Raw genomic sequence first — 21,102 nt, forward strand, 5'->3', positions numbered from 1 at the left:
GAAAGAATTTAAAGCTTTAGATTTTATACTTTTTCGATCCAGGCTTCGGTATCTTCAGCCTTGCCGTACTGGATGTCCGTGATGGCCTTGTTTAATTTCATGGCCACGGGACCTGTTTTCCCGTCTGCAATGGTCAGGACCTTGTCTCCATAACGCATTTCGCCAACAGGGGAGATGACGGCAGCGGTTCCCGATCCAAAGGCTTCCTTGAGGGTGCCGTCGCCATGGGCTTTGATGAGTTCGTCAATGCTGATTTTTCGTTCCGACACCTTCATTCCCCAGCGTTTTGCAAGGGTGAGGACGGAATCCCGGGTAATGCCTGGAAGGATGCTGCCGTTAAGTTTCGGGGTGACAACCTCGTCGTTGATGCAGAAGAAGATGTTCATGGCCCCGACCTCTTCAATGTACTTACGTTCAATCCCGTCAAGCCACAGCACCTGGGCATACCCCTCTTTTTTTGCCTGTTCAGAGGCGAATAGACTGGCTGCATAGTTGCCTGGGGTTTTGAATTCGCCGATACCCCCCCGAACGGCCCGGACATGGTCCTTTGAGATCCAGATGTTGACCGGGTTAAATCCTGCTGAATAATAGGCCCCAACCGGCGACAGAATGATAAAAAAACGGTAGGTGTGGGACGCCCTGACGCCCAGGTAGGGATCGGTTGCAATCACGGTGGGCCGGATGTACAACGAGGTGCCCGGGGTCTCTGGGATCCAGTTTTTTTCAAGGCGAAGAAGGGTTTTCAGGCTCTCCATGATAAAATCAATGTCAATGGTCGGAATGCACAGTCCCTTTGCACTTTTGTTCAGGCGTTTGAAGTTATCCCTTGGCCTGTAGAGACGGATTTCTCCTGTTTCGGTTTTGTAGGCCTTGAGCCCCTCAAAGATGCCCTGGCCGTAGTGGAGCATCATGGTGGCAGGGGAAAGGACCAGGTTGGCAAAGGGTTCAATGCGGGGATTGTGCCATCCCTTGTCAATGGAGTAGTCCATGTTGAACATGTGGTCTGTGAATGTGGTTCCAAAGGCAAGCTTGGCGTCTTCCGGCCGGGTTCCTTTTTCTTTTTTTTCAGTTATGGATAATTCCATTGGGACTCCTTTCTTGAGAAAATTAAATTAAGTTGGATATATGATCCCGAAGCAAGGCCTTTGTCAAGGCAATTTCTCTTTAAAGGGTTATTTTAACCCCGGATTACCGGTTAGCGCCGGGGGCTGTACAGGTATTTGCTGCAGTGCGATTCCGTATGTTTTTAAAATTACAAAGAAATATCACAGATAATCCTTGACAACTCGCGGCAAATCCAGGATAAAGATGAATCTTGAACAGAGGCATATTTTCATGCCGATTTCCAGTTTCCACTCTGTATCGCCCCATTCTTAGAAATATGGTCGGATCAGCCTGGAAAAATACGTTACAATAAGCTGAGTTTTTTCGGCGTCTTAAACTTTAGGAGATTTTATAAATGAACGATTTTCTTCAAAACCTTCGAGGAGGTCAGAAGGATAACCGTGCTGCTGCAAAGACCCGCCGGGGATTTGACAACAATAGTCAGCAACCGAACTACAACTCTTCTTCCCATTTTCATTCAAATGGTTCCTACCAGAATCCAAGGGTTGGAAATGGGAAACGGCCCATGCGAACCAACCCCCAGAATCAGATGCCCATGGACCCCAACCCCATGATGCCCTCATCTGAAGTTATTGAAAATATAATGGTCCTTGCCGATACCATGATCAAAAATCAGGAGTTTCTTGCCGCAGTCCATGAACGAAGGGCCGCTGCCGAAGAGCGTAAGGCTGATTCCCTGGAAGAAATTGCCGAGTATCTCAGGGTGATTGCTGTTCCGCAGCTTGCTGACGATGCTTTCCAGGATGGGGAATATCAGGAAGATGCGCCTGTTGAAGAGGTGTTTGTGAAATCCGCTCCCCAGCCGGTTTACCAGGAAGCACCCCAGGCATTCCAGGAGCCCGAGCCGGTCGTTCCGGTTAAAAAGCGGAGGGGAAGAAAGCCAAAGGCGTTGAAACTTGCCGAGGAAAAAGCCGCTGCGGAAAAAGCGGCTGCTGAAAAAATAGCGGCTGCAGATGTGCCTGAAGAGAAGAAGGTAAAGGTTCTCAAGCGCACAAAGGCTGAAAAATTAAAAATCGCCGACCAGGAAGAGGCTAGGACTGAGATCATGTCAAGGGAAGCGGTCATGGAGATCGTAAACTCCATGAGAAAGGATGGTGCAACCTTTGATCAGGTTGCCCAGCGCCTGGTTTCACTGGGTCAGCCTACCTTCTCAGGTCGGGGGGAATGGCATGCACAGACGGTTCACAGGCTTTGCAATACCAAAAAATAATCACCAGTAACACCTGAAATCCCTGGGGCGTAAATTCATTCCCCGGGGATTTTTATTTGTTTGAGAGGGTCTGCATGTATTCGTCCCACTCCAGGGGCAGGAGTTGGCGTTTTTTAGTGTTGCACGCCTTGCAGCAGGGAACCACATTGGATTTCACGGACATCCCCCCCCTGGATACCGGGACCAGATGGTCCATGGTGAGTTCCTTTGGTGGGAAAACCTTGTTGCAGTAGTGGCAGATACCCTGGGATCGGCGTCTTTTCCACCATTGGCTGTTCCTGAGATCCCTTGCCTTCTGGCGCTGGCGTTTTTGGGTTTCGTCGTCGACTGGAATATAAAAAACATCCACCCTAATACCCGAATTCCTTCATGATTCGTTCGTCCCGGCTCCAGTTTTTTGTGACCCTGACAAAGAGTTTGAGCATCACCTTTGTTCCGGTCATGCGCTGGATGTCCATGCGAGCCTTGGCTCCGATCTGTTTGAGCATCTGTCCGCCTTTGCCGATTATGATCCCTTTTTGTGAATCCCGGTCCACATGGATGGTGGCGTGGATCTCGGTGAGCCTGGGTGTTTCCTTGAATGCGTCAACGGTTACGGCAATGGAATAAGGAATCTCCATTCCTGTCAGCCGGAACACCTTTTCCCGAATCATCTCGCCGGCAATGAAACGTTGGGAAACATCGGTAAGGGTGTCCTTGGGAAATAACCTTTGGCCAGGAGGCAGGCAACGTTGAACCTCAGCAAGGAGTTTTTCCGTTTGATCACCGGTCTTGGCTGAAACCGGGATCACTGCCTTGAATTCGTGCAGGGATGCGTACCGGGCAATAAGGGGAAGGATCTCATTGCTCTTGACCAGGTCGATTTTGTTCAGGGCCAGGACAACTGCCTTGTTCCTTTTTTGAAGCTGTTCAATAATCAAGGCTTCTGACTCGGTGTCCTTGGAGGTTACATCGATCATTAGAAGGACGGCATCCACATCGTCCACGGCGGAAAGGGCCTGGTCCACAATTTTTTTATTGAGCAGGGAATGGGCCCTGTGGATGCCGGGGGTGTCCACAAAGATGATCTGGGCCCCGGGTCTTTCAACCACGCCGAGAATTCTGTCCCTGGTGGTCTGGGGTTTTTTGCTTGTGATGGAGATTTTTTGTCCGAGGACGGTGTTGAGAAGGGTTGATTTTCCGGCATTGGGTGCACCGACAATGGCGATGAAACCGGCTTTAAAATCAGTCTCCTGGGGTGTGTCTTTAATCATAGGGTCTTTTTTCCTGAATACAGCGATTAAGGGTTCAGCATGGTGTCAAGCTCTTGCCAGAGCCTGTCCCTACCCAGCCTTGTTTTTGAGGAAAAGGCAATGAGCCTATCCTGCTCCATGCCAAGGCCTTTGGCAATGGCGCTGATGTTTTTCTGCTGTTTTGTCTTTGACAGTTTATCCGCCTTGGTTAAAACAATGCGGTATGGGATGGCGTGGGCTGTAAACCAGTTGATGAGATCCAGCTCCTCTCGCTGGGGTTCCCGGCGCATGTCGATTAAAAGGACTATGGCCCTCAGGGTTTCCCGGACGGTGAGATACCGTTCGATCATCGGTCCCCACTGTGCCCTTATTTTTTTGGAGACCTTTGCATAGCCATATCCCGGAAGATCCACAAGCGATAAATTTCCATTGAGAAGAAAGAAGTTGATGAGCTGGGTGCAGCCGGGTTTGGAGCTTGTCTTGACAAGGCTTTTTCGGTTGATCAAAGTGTTGATGAGCGACGATTTCCCAACGTTTGAGCGGCCTGCAAAGGCAACCTCCAGAAACAGCGGTTCAGTGTATTCGCTGGGTTTTGTGGCGCTTTTGATAAATTCGACATCTTTGATGATCATATTTTTGACCTAAAGTACTGTTCCAGTCTGTTCAAGCCCTTTTCAAGGTTTTCCATGGCGTTGGCGTAGGAAAATCTCAGATAGCCTTCACCGTTTTTTCCAAAGGCGATTCCCGGTGTCACTCCCACATGGGCCTTGTCAAGAATATCAAGGGAAAGGGCGTAGGAGTCTGTGGAAAACTTCTTTGCATTGGCAAACACATAAAAGGCGCCGGTGGGCTCATTGGTAATGCCAAGGCCCATTTTCTTGAGTCGGTCAATCATGTATCTGCGGCGCCGGTCATAGGTTTCGCGCATGATCTGTGTCTCAGCTTCAGCCCCTTCAAGGGCGGCTGCTCCTGCAATCTGCATGAGTGAGTTGGCCGAAATAAAGAAATTTTGCTGGAGAACCTGGAGGGGGCGCATGAACGTTTTGGGTGAAATGATGTAGCCAAGGCGCAGTCCGGTCATGGCAAAAAGTTTTGAAAATCCGTTAAACACAAAGGCGTCCCGGGTGAATTCCAGGATTGACGGTGCCCTTTCTCCGTAGACCAGGCCGTGGTATATTTCGTCGGAGATCAGGGGGATGCCGTAGGACTGGGCAAGTTCCTTGATTTCCTTCATCCGTTCCTGGGGCATGACAATTCCCGTGGGGTTGGACGGCGAATTGATCATGATTCCCTTTGTCCGATCTGTTATCTTTGCCTCAATGGCTTCCGGGGTGTAGTGAAACCCCTGGTCTTCAAACACAGGCACGGTAATGGGAATGCCCTGGGCAAAACGGATGAAGTTAGGATAGCAGGCGTAGTGGGGATCTGAGATGATGATTTCATCACCAGGATCCACAAGGGCTGAAAAAAGGAGCATCATGGCAGGGGAGGTTCCCGAAGTCACCAGGATCTGTTCCGGGTCAATTTCAACCCCGTAGTTTTTAAAATAGTATGCTGTAATGGCCCGTCTGAGCCGGATATCACCAAGGCTGTGGGTGTAGCCGGTCTGGTTGCATTCAAACCCTTCCATTGTGGCTGTCTTGACACATTTGGGAATCTCAAAGTCAGGTTCTCCGATTTCAAGATGAATCACGTCAATGCCCACGGCCTCCATTTCATGGATTCGTTCAAGGATCTCCATGACAATAAAGGGAGTGATCTCCTGGGTCCTTTTTGCCGGACGCATTCTTTTTAAAGGAGGGGGCGTTTTCATTAAAGCACCTTGTTCAGGGGGTATTCGATGATGCCTTCGGCTCCCTCTTTAATCAGGACAGGGATCAGATCTCGGACCATGCTCTGGTCAACAATGGTCTCAACGGAAAACCAGGTGGATTTGTACAGTGATGCAACGGTTGGGGCGTTGAGGCTGGGTAAAAGGGAGACGATTTTTTCGATAACGGTTTCGGGAACATTCATCTTGATACCGACCAGTCTACCCGCCACAAGGGCGCTCTGGAGGAGAAGGGCGATCTGCTCAATTTTTTCCCGCTTAGCCGGGATTTCCCATGCAGCCCTGTTGGCAATGAGCTGGGTGTTCGTCTGCATGATTTCGTGGATCACCTTGAGGTTGTGGGCACGGATGGTACTTTCGGTCTCGGTGATCTCCACAATGGCATCGGCAAGGCCTGATACGATTTTGGCCTCTGTGGCTCCCCAGGAGAATTTAACGTTCACGTCGATGTTGCGTTCCTTAAAGAAGCGGCGGGTAAACTGAACAAGTTCGGTTGAGATGGTTTTTCCCTGGAGGTCCTCAAGGGTGTTCATGGGCGAATCACCTGCAACGGCAACGACCCACCTTGCCGGTTTAGCACTCACCTTGGAGTAGATGAGGTCTGAGACCACATGGACGTCGGATTGGTGCTCGGCGATCCAGTCCTTGCCGGTGAGGCCTGCGTCAATCACGCCGCTCTCCACATTGATGGACATCTCCTGGGCCCGGCACAGGGCACATTCAATATCTTCGTCATTAATGTCCGGGAAATAGCTTCGTCCGTTAACGTTTATTTTCCAGCCGGATCGCTTGAAAAGGGCGATCGTGGCATCCTGAAGGCTTCCCTTAGGGATGCCAAGTTTTAATAGTTTTTTCATTTGTATACCTTTTTTGGGTCAAATATTTGTTGTTCCATAATTACGGGGTCATCGCCCTTCACCACTCTTCTGAAAAAGCAGCTTTTGTATCCCAGGTGGCAGGCGGCGCCGCCCTTTTGTTCAACCTTGAGAAGTACGGTATCGTTGTCGCAGTCAATTCTGATCTCCTTGACAACCTGCACATGGCCCGAGGTTTCTCCTTTTTTCCAGAGGGATTGCCTTGATCTGGAAAAGTAGGTTGCCATGCCTGATTCAAGGGTTTTGTTCCAGGCAGCTTCATTCATGTAAGCAAGCATGAGTACCTCGCCGGTTTCATGATCCTGGGCAATGGCAGGAATCAGACCGCCTGTTTTGTTAAAGTCAAGTTCAACCATTATGGAGGTGCCCCCTTCTAAATTATTTTAAAACTTAGATACTTATCCTTTTATCTGGGGGATGTCAAACAGTTTTTCAGTCCAGGCTTGCCTTGAACGGGGTTATCTGTTAATAAGGTGCAGTCTGTAAATGGTACGCATAATTTAAATTATCAACAGGTTGGCATGACAAAAAAGAAAAGCAAGGCTCAGATTTTAAAGCGCCGGGAAAAGAAAACAGAGAGGGGGGTCGCCTTCACCCTTTTAAAATGGACCCTGGTATTCTTCTGTGGCTCTGGAATCATTGCAGCAGCAGGACTCTCAGGACTCTATTTCTATATCAGCCGTGATCTGCCAAAGATCATTTCCCTCAAGGATTATACCCCTCCCATTGTTACCAGTGTGTTTTCAGACGACGGCAGGAAGATCGGTGAATTTTACAATGAGCGACGGATCGTTATTCCCCTGTCAGAAATGCCCGATAATCTGAAGAATGCCGTTGTTGCAGCTGAAGATTCAAGGTTCAGGGAGCATCCCGGGATTGATCTGCTCAGTATCTTCAGGGCCTTTGTAAAAAACCTGAAAGCCGGTGCCATTGTCCAGGGGGGGAGCACCATCACCCAGCAGGTGACCAAATCTTTTTTTCTGACACCGGCCAGGACCTATGAGCGTAAGCTCAAGGAGGCCATTCTTGCCTATCGCATTGATCAGACCTTTACCAAGGATGAAATCCTCTACCTTTATCTGAATCAAATTTATCTTGGCCATGGGGCCTATGGGGTGGAGGCGGCCAGTGAAAACTACTTTGGGAAACATGCACGGGAGATGAACCTTGCCGAGTGTTCCCTGCTTGCCGGTTTGCCCCAGGCCCCGAGTCGCTACTCCCCGTTCCGTAATCCCGAGCTTGCCCGCCAGCGGCAGATTTATGTGCTCAATCGCATGAAGGCGGATGGTTACATTACTAACCTTGAGGCTACGGACGCCATCAATACTGTTCTTGACATTAAACCCAGGAAAAACTGGTTTATTGAACGGGTTCCCTGCTACACAGAGCATGTCAGGCGTTATGTGGAGGAAAAATACGGCAGGGACGTCCTTTATACCCAGGGTTTGAAGATTTACACGGCCGTGAACATCGAGTTGCAGAAAATTGCCCGTCAAGAGGTGGTCAAGGGGGTAAGGGAACTTGACCGCCGTCAGGGGTATCGGGGAGTGGTCAAGCACCTTGCAGGCCTTGAGGTCGAGGCCTTTTGTGCACAAGTGGCCACAACCATGGACGTTGATTCTGTGGAGCCGGGGGTTGTTTACCAGGCAGTTGTCACGGCAGTGAACGACAGGGAAGCTGTGGTTCGGGTGGGTAACGTCACGGGTGTTATTCCCGCGGAGGATATTACCTGGGCAAGGCATCCCGACGTGGAGAAGGCCTATTGGGCGGACAAGGTGGATTCGCCGAAAAAGGTGTTTGATACAGGGGATGTCGTGCTGGTTAAAGCTGTTTCACCGGGGGAGAAAAAGGCCCTTCGTTTCACCCTGGAGCAGACGCCCCTTGTTGAGGCTGCTCTTTTGAGCATTGAGGCCGAAACCGGTCAGGTCAAGGCCATGATCGGGGGCAGGGATTATCTGGACAGCCAGTTCAATCGAGCCATCCAGTCCAGGCGCCAGCCGGGAAGTGCTTTTAAGCCGGTGATCTTTGCCGCAGCCCTTGACAAGGGGTATACCCCGGCAACCGTCATCATCGACAGCCCCGTTGTCTTTAAGGATCATACCCGTAATTTTGTGTGGAAGCCCCACAACTACAAGGAGAAGTTCTATGGTCCGACCTTGATGCGTGAGGCCCTGATAAAATCTCGAAATGTGGTCACTGTAAAGATTCTCCAGGACATCGGCATTGATTATGTGATTAACTACGCCAGAAAGCTTGGGGTTACGGCCAAAATCAACCGGGATTTGTCAATTTCCCTGGGTTCTTCGGGCATGTCCCTTGTGGAACTTGTCAATGTTTATTCGGTTTTTTCCAACCTGGGTTACAGGATTGACCCGGTGTTTATTACGCGGATCGAAGACCGGTTCGGCAAGGTGATTGAATCTTCGGAGCTCAAGCGGGAAAAGATCATGGACATGACCACGGCCTACATGATGACCAGTATGCTGGAGAGCGTTGTAAAGTCGGGGACAGGCTGGCGGGTAAAGGCTTTAGACCGCCCTGCCGCAGGTAAGACAGGAACGACAAATAATTTACACGATGCCTGGTTCATGGGATATACCCCAAGGTACACCACGGGTGTGTGGGTGGGGTTTGACAATGAACGATCCCTTGGAAATGGAGAAACCGGTTCCAGGGCAGCAAGTCCCATCTGGCTGGGATATATGAAAGGAGCCCTTGAGGGGCGTCCGGTTCGTACCTTTAATGTTCCCGAGGGCATTGTTTTTGTGAAGATAGATGCAAAGACAGGACTTTTGCCCAGTGGCGCATCCCAGGAGACGCTGTTTGAATGCTTTAAGGACGGAACCGCTCCCACCATGAAAACACCAGAACCAGGGATAGCAACAGATACCGACGATCTTTACAAATTTGGAATCTGAGGGCTACACCGTCCGGGACGATTCACAACAAGTCGACCAGGGGTAACCAGAGGGTCTGCCGCTATTTCTATTTCGGCCTTGGTGTAGCGGGCCCTGAGGATTTTCAGGTTATGGTTTTTGTCGCCCCTGAGTTGTGATTCTGTAACCGGATGGACCTTGAGGATGATGGTGCTTTTTTCGGTGGGGCCGTGTTTTAAGTCTGTGATCTGGTCGAGCATTTCAATGGCACGGTTGAGCATGCGTCTGGAAAAGACCAGATGGCCAAAGGCCGGGTGCCATGGACCGGCCACCATTACATCGCTGTCCTGGAGAAGATCCGATGTCTGGAGTCCCATGCGGATTACGGGAATTTTTTTGTCCTCAAAGATTTCATGGAGGAACGCCACAAGGGTTACGCAATCGTCAAGGGCCATGGGGGTGTACTCGCCCCGGGCGTACCAATGGTGAACAAGGCTGTTCTTCAGCACCAGGAGGGGATAGATCCGTACAAAGGCAGGTTTAAGATCAGCGATTACCCTGGCCGTTTCAATGGCCTTATCAGGGGTGTCGCCGGGAAGGCCGACCATCATCTGCATTCCTTTGTTAATCTTGTAATCGTCAAGGAGCTTTGCCGCCCTTATGGTGTCCTGGGCAGTGTGCCCCCTGTTCGCCTTTAAAAGCACCTGGTCATCCATGGACTGAACCCCTATCTCCACTGTGTCAAGGGTGAATTGACTTGCCATGTCCAGGCTCTGTTCATGGATAGTGTCCGGTCGGGTTGAGCAGCGGACGGAGTGGATTTTTTTTTCAAGGATCAGCTGCTGTGTGATCTGGAGCAGGGTCCTTGTTTCATGAGGGGTAAGCCCTAAAAAATTTCCACCGAAAAAGGCAAGCTCTACTGAACGCCTGTCTCCCCTGTATCCAAGCCAGGTCTCAACCTGTTGGCGTATCTGCGTTTCATGGGGCAGTGCTCGTCGTTCACTTGTGATGATCGACTGATCGCAGAAGGCACATTTATGGGGGCATCCCTGGTGGGGAATAAAGATGGGAACGACAAGGGGCTTTGCTGTCGGCATGAACATGCCTTATCGGCTCAGTTTTTTAAGACTTTTCAGGGCATTCTGGGCCGCATGCTGTTCGGCCGCCTTTTTGCTCTTTCCAGATCCCATGGATTCAATGTCGCACGCCTTCACGCAAATGGAAAAGGTTTTATCATGGTCGGGTCCAAATTCTCTGTGGATGGTGTAACAGGGAGGCGTGTTGCCTTTTTCCTGGACAAACTCCTGAAGCATACTCTTGAAATCTTCGATTTCCGGTGCCGAGTTGATCAGTTTGATCTGGGAGATGAACTGCTCTTTTACAAGGGCACAGGTTTGCTTGAACCCGCAGTCAAGATAGATGGCTGCCATGACAGCCTCAAAGGCATCGGCAAGAATCGAATTTTTCTCAGAACCCCTGGAGAGTCTTTCTCCTTTTCCCAGCCGAATAAAGCGACCAAGATCAATCTGGCGCGCCATGGACGCAAGGGCCGGCTCGCTTACCAGTGCAGCCCTTGCCTTTGAAAGGCTTCCCTCGTTCATTCCAGGGTGCTCCTCCATGAGGATCTGGCCGATGGTGAGCCCCAGGACGGCATCGCCCATGAATTCAAGGCGCTGGTTGTCGGGAACCTGATTTGCCTGGAGTTCGTTGACATAGGAGCTGTGGCGCAGGGCGTTTTCCAGAAGCTCCCTGTTGGCGAATGTGTGGCCAAGGTTTTTTTCAAGTATTTCAAGTCTGGGGTTGGCATCCTGCAGGGCTTCTACTTCCCTGGCCAGGGTACGATAGATGTCGTCGGCAACGTAAAGGTTGCCTTTCCCCTGGCCCATGGTGGTTCCCTGTTTCATGGCACCGTGGAAGTCTGAACCGCCTGTGGGAAAAAGGTTCTTTTGGGTGGCAAGGGTGGCAAAATAGTCTGTCTGTTTTTCTGAATGGTCCGTGTAGTATACCTCAATGCCCCTCAGTCCCATGTCTGCAAGTGCCGTGATAAGGGGTTTAACGGATCTGTTTTCACCTGGGTCGATCAGACCTGGATGGGCAAGTACAGGAAGTCCTCCAGCCCCGAGAATCAGGTCGATGGCCGCCTGGCAGCTTAACCGTTCCTTGTCCACATGGGCGGGTTTGCCTTTGGCAAGGAATCGGTCAAAAGCCTGGTCAAACGAGTCGACAAATCCTTTTTTGACCATGGCCTGGGCAATGTGGGGGCGACCTGTCTGCCCCGGACCGCTGATCTGCTCTACCTCTTCAAGGGTAAGTTCGAACCCGAGCTGGTTAAGTCGCTGGATGATTTTCGGATTTCGGTTGGCCCTTGCCTTTTTGAGTTGTTCGAGTGTCTGGATGAGGGTTCTGTCGTAGATGCTTATGCCGTACCCCAGGATATGAAGACTGCCGTTGATTTCAAACCCCGGCGGTGGTGTGGCGCTTATCTCGATACCGGTTATCAACTCAAGGGTTTGGGGAACCCCCGCTTCAATGATCTCACGAACACCGTCGGTGGTGTCGTGGTCTGTTATTGCAATGGCGTTGATGGCTGAATCTACTGCTGTTTTTACTATCTCCAGGGGAGAAAGGGTGCCGTCTGATGCAGTTGAGTGGATGTGAAGATCTATCAATTAACAGTTCCTGTTAAATGCCGAGGGCTTTTTCAAGGACTTCTTCCCTTGTTTTACAATCGATGCACTGGGTTGTGACGGGTCTTGCCTTGAGTCTTGCAATGGAGATGTCTTCCCCGCAGGTTTCGCACATACCAAATGTCCCGTCTTCAATTCGTTTCAAAGCTTTCTTTACTTTTTTGATCAGTTTGTGCTCCCTGTCTCTTATCCTGAGCTCAAAGTTCCGGTTGGCCTCATGGGATGCCCTGTCCGTGGGATCGGCGAAGTTTTCTTTGGGAACGGTCATACCGGTTACCGTATCGTCGGCATGGGAAAGCAGGTCGTTGAGTCGGTCAGCCAAAAGATTCTTAAAAAAAATAAGGTCGTTGTCTTTCATTTTTTTGTCCTTTGCTTAGGCGTTTTTTCGCTGATCAAACTAAGCCAGTTGAATTCAATTTGTTCAAATCTCTGGTCAAGTTTTAAATTGATATTTATACGCCGAAAGATTTTGTATGTAAAGCGTTAAAATCATCGGTCGTTATCTTCAAACCCAGGGTCCAGGTTGAAAAGATGCCGGGCTACACTCAAATAATGGGCGTCGTTTCTGTGTTCCCCCGTATTTTTTAAAAAGAGGATGGGGTCGTGCATAATTTTGCGTGCCACAGATCTTGTCAGTCGTTTTATTGCATCGATCTGTTCCGGTGCAAGTGGACCCAGTTTTGTGATGGTCTTCTCCGCTTCTTTGTCTGCAATGGATTCAAGTTTTCGTTTCAGATCCTTGATGGTGGGCACAACTGCAAGGCTGTCGAGCCACCAACGAAATTTAACCACTGCCTCTTCCACCAGTCTCTCTCCCTTGACCGCCTCCCGGGATCTCTCTTCGAGGTTGTCGTTGACAAGGTTCTGGAGGTCGTCAATGTCGTAGAGGTAGGCGTTGTTGATCTGGTTGATGCCGGGATCAAGGTCCCTTGGAACGGCAATGTCGATGCAAAAGAGGGGGCGGTTTTTCCGCTGGGCCATGGCTTTTTTTACCTGCTGTTTTGTCAGGACATGCTGGGTTGCACCGGTGGAGCTGATGATGATATCCACATCACACAGAAAGGTTTCCATCTCTTCGAATTTAATGGCCTGCCCCTGGAACCTCTGGGCCAGACAGACTGCATTGGCAAAGGTTCTGTTTGCCACGATTATCTGTTTCACCCCGTTTGAAATAAGGTGCTCCACGGCAAGCTCGGCCATCTCTCCTGCGCCCATGAGCATGACGCTTCTCCGGTCAAGGTCGCTGAAAATCTTGTTGGCAAGCTCGACTGCGGCGTAGCTTATGGAAACGGCATTGTCGCCTATGCCTGTCTCTTTTCTCACCCGTTTAGCAACGCTGAACGCCTTGTGCATGAGGCGGTTGAGGATGGTGCCTGAGGCCTTGTTGGCAATGGCTTTTCTATAGGCTTTTTTGATTTGACCCAGGATCTGGGGTTCCCCCACTATCATGGAATCAAGGCTTGCTGCTACCCTGAAAAGGTGTTTTACCGCATCGTCGTTCCGGTATGTGTAAAGGGAAGGCTCAAACTCCTGGATGGGCAATGCCTTATAATCGGATAGAAACTGGACAACCTGGTCTGTGGCTGTTTCGTTCCCGGGGACAAAAAGAATTTCCATGCGGTTGCAGGTGGAGAAAATCAGGGCCTCTTTGACCGGCACCGTTGCCAGGAGCGTTTCAAGGGCGTCCAGGGTCTGTTCTGGTGGAAAGGAGAGACATTCCCTGAGGGAGACAGGTGCTGTTTTGTGGTTCAGTCCAATGAGAATGATTTCTGGCATTGTGTTCCTAATTTTATATGAAACTTCCATCGAAGCATTGCAAACAGAGGTGTTTCATTGTTTTTTGTGGCCAGAGCAGATACCACGCTCCGGTCATGTCGGTTATTTGGTGAAAATCTGGTGGTGACCACCGATCAATAGGTTTACGCCAAGAAAGGTAAAGACAAGAACGGCAAATCCCACAATGGTCATGATGGCCGATCGTCTTCCCTGCCACCCGGATGTGAGCCGGCCGTGGAGAATGGCTGCATACACAAGCCAGGCCACGGCAGACCAGATTTCCTTGGGGTCCCAATCCCAGAATCGGCCCCACACCGACTTGGCGTAGACCAGTCCCATTATAAGCCCCATGGTGAGCATGGTGAACCCTGTGATCAGGCATGAGTAACTGGTGGAATCCAGCAGGTCCAGGGAGGGTAGTCGTTTGTAGAAAAATCCACGTCGTTTGAGCTTGATGGCCCTTTCCTGGACAAGATAGAGAAGGGCTGCGCCACAGGCAAGGGCAAGGGCTGCCTCACCGGTAAAAATCAACAGGATGTGGGAGATGAGCCAGAACCCCCTGAGGATTGAATCTGCCTCAGGCTTGACCTCAGGGCTGAAAAGGGCTGCAATCATCATGGTGAGAACCAGGGGGGTTGTGAAGATGCCGAGGATTTTGAGGTTGAACCTGAATCTGAGCACAATAAACGAAAGCGCAAGTGCAAGGGCTGCAATGGACAGGTTCTGGTGAAGGTCATAAACGGGCAGGGTGCCCATGATAAAGGTGGCAAGGCCTATTGCCAGGACGTGGAAGAGAGCACCGGAACAGACCAGCCCGAAGGCGGTGTGCTGGAATCGGTCTTTCTGGATAAAGAGATAGAGGATGTAACCCGTTGCGCTCAAAAAATAGGCCCCTGTTGCAATGAAGAGCAAAACTTTTTGGCAGATGTTAAGTGTCATTTGTTTTTTTCCTGGAAAAGAGTTTCAACCCCGTGTCGGTTGCCAAGGATATCCACGACCAAACGCTCGATTGCCTCCTGGTCATTTTCCCTCATGCGATCGAGCAGTTGGCTGTCAATCAGCTGTTTGAATATCTTTTTGTGGCTGCCCGGGGCGTGTTCCCGGGCAAGGAGGTTCTGCCTGATTTTGCCCATCAGGGAGAGAAATCGTTCATATTCAGGGCCAAACCGGCCTTCAAGCTGGTGTTTGATTTTTTTTGCAAAGGCCGGACTATTGCCCGAAGTGGACACGGCAATGGTGAGATCTCCTCTTTTCACAACGGCTGGCACAATGAAATCGCTCAGTTCCGGCAGGTCTGCCCCGTTGAAAAGAATCCCCGCCTGTCTGGCCTGCTTGCCGATGGTCTTGTTGAGTTGCCTGTTGTCGGTTGCGCCGACCACGAGAAACATTCCCTTGAGATCCTGAGGAAGGTACTCCCTTTTGACAAGTTCAACCGTGGAAACCAGGTGGTTCCAGAGGGTTTCATCAAAACAGGGACTCACCACCTTGACCCTGGCCCGGCAACGGGCAAGGGTTTCTGCCTTTCTGGCCCCCACCCTGCCACCGCCCACAACAAGGCAGTTTCGATCTTGAATGTTCAGGCCCACTGGGTAATATTTCATCTGTTAGAGTCCAATAATTCCTTGTTTGCAAAAAAAAGGTATTATATGTAAAGATGATTATTTTATCAATATCTACTTTTTTATGGTCCTGATTGATGGATCTGACCCCCAATATAAAATGGGGACAAAGGGGAGGCGTTAAAATGATTGTTGATTGTCACACTCATATTTTTCCAGAAAATATTTGTTCCGGGCGTGAGCAATGCTGCACAATGGAACCTGCATTTAACCTGCTGTATGGCTCTCCAAAATCCAAGCTGGTCGGTGTCGAGACGTTGATCTCCACCATGGATGAGCAGGGGGTTGATCTTTCCGTGGTTTTTGGATTTCCATGGGCGGATCCAGATCTTGTTCGTCGAAATAATGACTATATTATTGAGTCCACACTCAAATATCCTGACCGATTGAGGGGGTTTGCCTGTTTTGATCTTTCGTTTGAGGGTGCGGCAAAGGAGACGGAGCGCTGCCTTGATGCGGGACTCTCCGGGGTGGGGGAGCTTGCCTTTTACCTGTCCGGTATTGACGCGGCCGCCCTTGACGGCCTTGAGCCGATCATGGAAATCTGCATGAAAAGAGGCAACCTGCCGGTGATGGTTCATACCAATGAGCCAGTGGGCCATAACTATCCGGGAAAGACGCCCGTGACCCTGGAGCAGATTTATGCCCTTGCCCTGCGGTTTCCCGAAAACAACATTATTCTTGCCCACTGGGGGGGGGGTATTCTTTTTTACAATCTCATGAAAAAAGAGACCAAGAATGTGCTTAAAAATATCTGGTACGATACGGCAGCATCCCCGTTCCTGTATGATTCCTCCGTGTACCGGGTGGCCCTTGCTGCAGGTGTCATGGACCAGGTGCTCTTTGGCAGCGACTATCCGTTGCTCAAACCTGCCCGCTACTTTAAAGACCTTGACAGGTCCGGCGTTCTGGATGTTGAAAAAGCGCGTGTGCTCGGCGGAAACGCTGCAAGGCTTTTAAACCTGACTCCGCAATAATGCCAGGGCTGAATTTTCATTACCGCCGCCAGCATCTTATTCGCTGATGTGGCTCTATTCTTACGTCAGATGTCAGTCGATGACCGTTTGCTGAACCAAGAAAGTCGGGGGATTTTCGAACAAGGCAAACCCAAGCCGCAAAAACTCGGTCGCTTTGCTCCCTCAGACAGTTTGCGGCCCATTGGGTTTTCCTTGCCCGAAAATCTGATCCCCTTTGTTTCTCAATGTTCAGCAAACGGTCATCGACTGTCATCCCCACAATCAATATAGCGGCCATGTCCCGGTTGGCACAATGAAAATAGAAACTCGACACCAGAGGCGGGCGGGAACGGGTATTGTCCTTGCGGATTAAATGGCAGCGGTCAGCAGGACGCTGGAAGAGCTACCATTTCCCTCGGAGCAGTCCATGGACGGGTCCGGTGGGGGTTTCCTGGAAGTCCATGTAATCTCAACCCGCCATCACACAGGCTCATTGCTTCTTTTTTTTTTATATGAAACACTCACCAAAGCATTGTCAATAAAGGTGTTTAAAAATTCGTTGAGGCCGGAGCCATACCTCGTTCCGGCCGTGCCGGTTATAGGAAAAGGTTGAGGTTGGGCCGGGCAATGATTTCAGGGTCCCGTTCAAACACCCCGTTAATGTTGTCTCTCAACTCGTCCATGGTGTCTGCCTTGAGCAACTCCTTGCAGATGCTGTGGCCGAAGCGGAAACTTGCCGAAAAATAAGGGATAAATTTTTTGTAGAGTTTAACTGCAAACCGCTCGCCATGGTGTTTGGCCAGAAGTTCGGTCATCCTGATGGCCGTGTGGTGGTAGGTGCCAATGGTCGGTGTGAACCCCTTGGTCCACTGGGCAAAGATCCATGGCCTTGACACGGCCATGCGGCCGATGGCGATGCCGTCACAGCCAGTCTGTTTGACCACGGTTGACAGGTCATTGGCGTCAAAGACATTGCCGTTGCCGAACACGGGAATGGTGACAGCCTCTTTTATAAGGGAGATCTGCTCCCACCTGGGGGGCCTTGACCGCCGGTCCGGGGCAACCCTGGGGTGGAATACCAGGGCGTCAGCCCCGTTGTCTTCAAACCGTTTTGCCAGATCGATTGCAGGCCTGGGATCATTAATCCAGCCCGTTCGGAATTTTACAAAAACCGGGATGGAGACCGAGGCCCTTACCCGGGCAAGGATCTCCACGGCAAGATCCGGAGTTTTTAAGATTTCGGCCCCGCATCCGCGTTTGCAGATGGCCGCAACCGAGCATCCAAAGTTGAGGTCAACCCCGAAAAAGCCTTCGGCTTCAATCCGTTGTGCTGCCGCAGCCATGGACTGGGGATCCGGGCCAAAGATCTGGCAGACAAGGGTGGCAAGTTCCTGCTTACGCCATTTAAACACCGGTGAGGTGGCCGGGTTTTCATGGGGAAGGGCTTTTGCGCTGCACATGCCGGTGAACAGCAGGCCGTACCCGCCGAATTCTGCCACAAGTTCCCTGAAGGCCACATGGCCAAGGCCTGCCATGGGGGCAAGAAAGAGGCGGTTGCTGACCGCTTTTTTTCCGATGGTGATCCCCTGGGCTATCCCCGGGGGGCAGGTTTCATATCCGGCCCCGTTGTTTTGTTGTTTTTCTTTCATCTTATTCCCTATGGGCGGATTTGAATTCTATCCCCATTGTTCCTGGTTCTGGTTGACATCTCATCATGTGTGTAATAATTTAATCTGTTATTTTAAAACAGGAATATTATTATGAATGAGAGGCATGAACAAGAGAAAAAACAGTTTCGGAAGCTTCTGGCCCAGGAAGGAGTGGATGAACTGGATAAACGGTTTCAGGTTTTAGAGTCTTTTCTGAAGAGTGAGAACCATGAAACCTGCCGGGATATTTCAGCAAGGCTCGAACACGAGGGGATTTCCCTGGGTGCGGGGTTTCTTGCCGAAACCATGGAGCTTTTGTGCCGCTTTGGATTTGCCCAGAAGCTTAAATTCGACGACGGGCCACCCCGGTATGAGCACCGTCATCTGGGTTTTCACCATGATCACATGGTATGCACCAAGTGCGGTACCATCATAGAGTTCCGGGATGAGGCCCTGGAACGTCAGCAGGTGAACCTTGCCGCAGCCTATGGTTTTCATATGCTCCAGCACAAGATGGAGATTTACGGCATTTGTGCCGACTGTCTGGAAAAACGGTCTCTCCTTGTGCCTCTTTCCCGAACAAAGCAAGGCGAGTTCCTCGTGATCAAGGGGTTTGAGGGGGGGAAGAACGCACAGATGCGCCTTATCTCCATGGGTCTCAGGATAGGAGATACTATTGAGGTGGTCTCCACCCAGGCCGGGGGGCAGTTGGTCATCGCCCTTGGGGAGAGTCGATTTGTCATTGGTCAGGGCCTTGCCCAGAAGGTGATGGTCGAGCGCGGTTCAGATCGGCACCCGTCCCTGGCGTTCCAGGGCCGGGGGGATTCAGGAACCGTTCAAGCACCCCAGGAGATTATCCCCCTGAGCCGGATGCGCCAGGGCCAGGAAGGGGTGGTTGTCAGGGTGGCAGGCGAGACCCGGTTGAGAAGGAGAATCCTTGAGATGGGTATCAACCGGGGTGCAACGGTGTATGTTGAAAAGTACGCGCCCCTTAAGGACCCCATTGAATTGATCGTCAAGGGCTACCATGTCTCCATGCGTGTGGAGGAGGCGGCCCAAATCAGTGTTGAAGGGGTTAAAACGGTGAAAAATCCATGAATCAGCTTACAATCGCCCTGGCTGGAAACCCCAACTGCGGCAAAACCACCATATTCAACAATCTCACCGGCGCCCGGCAAAAGGTCGGCAACTGGCCCGGGGTGACGGTGGAAAAAAAAGAGGGTGTGGTCAAACACAAAGGGCTTGATCTTAAATTCGTGGATCTGCCGGGCACCTATAGTCTGACTCCCTTTTCCCTGGAGGAGATTGTTGCAAGGGATTTTATCCTCAATGAAAAGCCCGATGTGGTGGTTAACATCATTGATGCGGCAAATCTTGAGCGCAGCCTCTACCTTGCCATGCAGATCATGGAGCTTGATAGACCTGTGGTCTTTGTGCTGAACATGGCTGATCTGGCAAAATCCAAGGGGCTTTCCATCAATGCTGCTAAGTTATCGACCCTGTTAAACCTGCCGGTGATTTTCACCGTTGGTAACCGGGACCAGGGCACGAACCTGCTCGTTGAGACGGCCATCAAGGAGGCCCAGGCCGCATCAGGGGGTAAATCCGGTCGAAAGGTAACCTACAACCGGGAGATCGAAACCCTTATCCGGGAAATTGAGGCAGCCATGGACAGGGGGGGGCTTGACCTGGACAATTGGCCGGGGAGGTGGACCGCCATCAAGCTGCTGGAAAATGACGGCGTGGTCAAGGGAAACCTTGCCGCTATGGCAACACAGGCTGCCCGCGAGGTCCTTGATGTTGCAAAACGCGGGCGTGCCCAGATTGAAGAGCGGTTCCAGGATGATCCTGAGATCGTTCTTACCGACGAGCGATACGGATTCATTGCAGGCATTGTCAGGGCCGTGGTCACGGTGTCAGCGAGAAAGCGGGCCGATATTTCAAGGAGCATTGATCGGGTGTTGACCAACCGATTTCTCGGGTTTCCCATCTTCATTTTTTTTATCTGGGCCATGTTTCAGATGACCTTCAGTCTTGGGGTCTACCCCATGGAGTGGATCGATTCAGGTGTGGGCCTTTTTTCGTACCTGCTTGACTCTTTTCTTCCTTCTGGGCTGTTCCGGGATTTGGTCCTGAACGGGATTGTAGCAGGTATCGGCAGTGTCATTGTCTTTTTGCCCAATATTTTGATTCTTTTTTTCTGCATTGCCCTTTTTGAAGACACCGGTTACATGGCTAGAACTGCCTTTCTAATGGACAGGATCATGCATACCGTGGGGCTCCATGGAAAATCTTTTATTCCCATGCTCATGGGGTTTGGGTGCAGCGTGCCCGCTATTATGGCAACAAGGGCCTTGGAGAACAGAAAGGACCGCATTCTCACCATTTTGATCACGCCGTTCATGTCCTGTTCGGCAAGGCTTCCAGTTTATATCGTCCTGGCGGGCTCGTTCTTTGCGCAAAGGGCCGGGACGGTGATTTTTGGACTTTATGCCACGGGTATTGTGGTTGCCATTGTGTCAGGCCGACTGTTTCGGTCAACCCTTCTCAAGGGAGAGGATGCCCCTTTTGTCATGGAGCTTCCGCCCTATCGGGTGCCCATGTTCAAGAGTCTGATGATCCATATGTGGGATAGAAGCAAGATGTTTTTAAGGAAAATGGGAGGGGTGATTCTTGTGGGCTCGATCATCATCTGGGCCCTTTCCACCTTTCCCAGGGACCAGGCTGTTGTGGACCAGTATATCCGGGCTGCTGCCCCAGTGACCCTTGAACGGTCACAAATCATGGCCCAGCCTGAAACCCAGGCTCGTAAAGATCTTGTCCAGGCGGTTGATTCAAGGTTGGAAACCCTTGAAAAACAAAGGGACAAGGCCCTTGTGGAAAATTCTCTCATCGGTCGTTTTGGCCGAATGCTTGCCCCGGTGTTTTCACCCATCGGCATTGACTGGCGTGCCGGGGTGGCCCTTGTCACCGGCCTTGTGGCAAAGGAGGTGGTGGTCTCCACCATGGGCGTTTTATATGGGGTCGGGGACGGTCAAACCGACGCCCTTGATCATGCCCTCCATGCCTCGGGCATGACATCCCTTTCGGCCCTTTCTATAATGGTTTTTGTTCTTCTTTATGTCCCCTGTATTGCAACGGTCTCAGCCATCTGGAAAGAGACTTCAGGGGGGTGGGCATGTTTTTCTCTTTTTTATACAACATCCGTTGCATGGAGTTTCTCGTTTCTGGTATACCAGGGGGGAAAATTACTGGGCTTTGGATAA

The 21,102-nt window shown here is 50.9% G+C and carries 19 protein-coding genes; 5 read left to right on the plus strand and 14 right to left on the minus strand.

The annotated features are described in order from the left end of the window. Positions 1 to 23: 23 nt before the first annotated feature. Positions 24 to 1,085 (minus strand): branched-chain amino acid aminotransferase, encoded by a 1,062-nt coding sequence (locus tag HRM2_RS05300; protein WP_015902976.1) that lies wholly within the window; start codon positions 1,083 to 1,085, stop codon positions 24 to 26. Between the two features lie 374 nt (positions 1,086 to 1,459). Between HRM2_RS05300 and HRM2_RS05305 the strand changes: the two genes are divergently transcribed. Continuing rightward, positions 1,460 to 2,335, plus strand: coding sequence for a hypothetical protein (locus HRM2_RS05305; protein WP_015902977.1), 876 nt, complete (start codon positions 1,460 to 1,462; stop codon positions 2,333 to 2,335). A 52-nt stretch (positions 2,336 to 2,387) separates the two neighbouring features. Here HRM2_RS05305 and HRM2_RS05310 read toward each other — a convergent pair whose 3' ends face one another. The 6 genes from HRM2_RS05310 to hisI are packed head-to-tail and all read right to left on the minus strand — an operon-like array spanning position 2,388 to position 6,629. Then, complete coding sequence (locus HRM2_RS05310) at positions 2,388 to 2,684, minus strand: HNH endonuclease (protein ID WP_015902978.1); 297 nt, start codon at positions 2,682 to 2,684, stop codon at positions 2,388 to 2,390. Between the two features lies 1 nt (position 2,685). Continuing rightward, positions 2,686 to 3,588: a GTPase Era gene (era, locus tag HRM2_RS05315; protein ID WP_015902979.1), complete on the minus strand. Its 903-nt coding sequence runs from the start codon at positions 3,586 to 3,588 to the stop codon at positions 2,686 to 2,688. A 26-nt stretch (positions 3,589 to 3,614) separates the two neighbouring features. Then, complete coding sequence (gene yihA / locus HRM2_RS05320; protein ID WP_015902980.1) at positions 3,615 to 4,199, minus strand: ribosome biogenesis GTP-binding protein YihA/YsxC; 585 nt, start codon at positions 4,197 to 4,199, stop codon at positions 3,615 to 3,617. Beyond that, positions 4,196 to 5,353 carry a pyridoxal phosphate-dependent aminotransferase gene (locus tag HRM2_RS05325; RefSeq protein WP_041273671.1) on the minus strand — a complete coding sequence of 386 codons (1,158 nt, stop codon included), beginning with the start codon at positions 5,351 to 5,353 and terminating at the stop codon, positions 4,196 to 4,198. The genes yihA and HRM2_RS05325 overlap by 4 nt, the downstream gene beginning before the upstream one ends. A gap of 26 nt (positions 5,354 to 5,379) precedes the next feature. Further along, positions 5,380 to 6,255, minus strand: a complete 876-nt coding sequence (gene hisG, locus HRM2_RS05330) for an ATP phosphoribosyltransferase (protein ID WP_015902982.1) — start codon at positions 6,253 to 6,255, stop codon at positions 5,380 to 5,382. After that, entirely contained in the window at positions 6,252 to 6,629 is a 378-nt protein-coding gene (gene hisI, locus HRM2_RS05335) for a phosphoribosyl-AMP cyclohydrolase (RefSeq protein WP_015902983.1), read from the minus strand. Before hisI ends, hisG begins: the two co-directional genes overlap by 4 nt. Before the next feature lie 165 nt (positions 6,630 to 6,794). Between hisI and HRM2_RS05340 the strand changes: the two genes are divergently transcribed. Continuing rightward, complete coding sequence (locus tag HRM2_RS05340) at positions 6,795 to 9,191, plus strand: penicillin-binding protein 1A (protein ID WP_015902984.1); 2,397 nt, start codon at positions 6,795 to 6,797, stop codon at positions 9,189 to 9,191. Here HRM2_RS05340 and HRM2_RS05345 read toward each other — a convergent pair. The 6 genes from HRM2_RS05345 to HRM2_RS05370 all read right to left on the minus strand — a co-directional run bounded on the left by HRM2_RS05345 (position 9,173) and on the right by HRM2_RS05370 (position 15,213). Continuing rightward, positions 9,173 to 10,246 (minus strand): elongator complex protein 3, encoded by a 1,074-nt coding sequence (locus HRM2_RS05345; RefSeq protein WP_049770404.1) that lies wholly within the window; start codon positions 10,244 to 10,246, stop codon positions 9,173 to 9,175. The two genes, HRM2_RS05340 and HRM2_RS05345, sit on opposite strands and share 19 nt — an antisense overlap. A gap of 9 nt (positions 10,247 to 10,255) precedes the next feature. After that, the gene (gene rnc / locus HRM2_RS05350) at positions 10,256 to 11,818 is read right to left on the minus strand and encodes a ribonuclease III (protein ID WP_015902986.1); all 1,563 of its coding nucleotides are present in this window, start codon (positions 11,816 to 11,818) and stop codon (positions 10,256 to 10,258) included. A 13-nt stretch (positions 11,819 to 11,831) separates the two neighbouring features. After that, a complete protein-coding gene (gene dksA / locus HRM2_RS05355) occupies positions 11,832 to 12,194 on the minus strand; it encodes an RNA polymerase-binding protein DksA (RefSeq protein WP_015902987.1) in 363 nt (120 codons plus the stop codon). Between the two features lie 131 nt (positions 12,195 to 12,325). Beyond that, on the minus strand, positions 12,326 to 13,612 hold the full coding sequence (gene hemA / locus HRM2_RS05360) for a glutamyl-tRNA reductase (protein WP_015902988.1): 1,287 nt from the start codon (positions 13,610 to 13,612) through the stop codon (positions 12,326 to 12,328). Positions 13,613 to 13,714: 102 nt separating this feature from the next. Continuing rightward, on the minus strand, positions 13,715 to 14,551 hold the full coding sequence (gene ccsB / locus HRM2_RS05365; protein ID WP_041273067.1) for a c-type cytochrome biogenesis protein CcsB: 837 nt from the start codon (positions 14,549 to 14,551) through the stop codon (positions 13,715 to 13,717). Then, positions 14,548 to 15,213 (minus strand): precorrin-2 dehydrogenase/sirohydrochlorin ferrochelatase family protein, encoded by a 666-nt coding sequence (locus tag HRM2_RS05370; protein ID WP_015902990.1) that lies wholly within the window; start codon positions 15,211 to 15,213, stop codon positions 14,548 to 14,550. The genes ccsB and HRM2_RS05370 overlap by 4 nt, the downstream gene beginning before the upstream one ends. Before the next feature lie 143 nt (positions 15,214 to 15,356). On the opposite strand from HRM2_RS05370, the gene HRM2_RS05375 reads away from it, so the two are divergent. Then, entirely contained in the window at positions 15,357 to 16,208 is an 852-nt protein-coding gene (locus HRM2_RS05375) for an amidohydrolase family protein (RefSeq protein WP_015902991.1), read from the plus strand. Positions 16,209 to 16,783: 575 nt separating this feature from the next. Here the strand turns inward: HRM2_RS05375 and HRM2_RS05385 are convergent. Then, a complete protein-coding gene (locus HRM2_RS05385) occupies positions 16,784 to 17,836 on the minus strand; it encodes a tRNA dihydrouridine synthase (RefSeq protein ID WP_015902992.1) in 1,053 nt (350 codons plus the stop codon). Positions 17,837 to 17,947: 111 nt separating this feature from the next. On the opposite strand from HRM2_RS05385, the gene HRM2_RS05390 reads away from it, so the two are divergent. Continuing rightward, entirely contained in the window at positions 17,948 to 18,934 is a 987-nt protein-coding gene (locus tag HRM2_RS05390; protein ID WP_015902993.1) for a FeoA domain-containing protein, read from the plus strand. Then, positions 18,931 to 21,102, plus strand: coding sequence for a ferrous iron transport protein B (gene feoB, locus HRM2_RS05395; protein WP_015902994.1), 2,172 nt, complete (start codon positions 18,931 to 18,933; stop codon positions 21,100 to 21,102). Before HRM2_RS05390 ends, feoB begins: the two co-directional genes overlap by 4 nt.

It is taken from the genome of Desulforapulum autotrophicum HRM2 (assembly GCF_000020365.1).
Lineage (GTDB): Bacteria > Desulfobacterota > Desulfobacteria > Desulfobacterales > Desulfobacteraceae > Desulforapulum > Desulforapulum autotrophicum.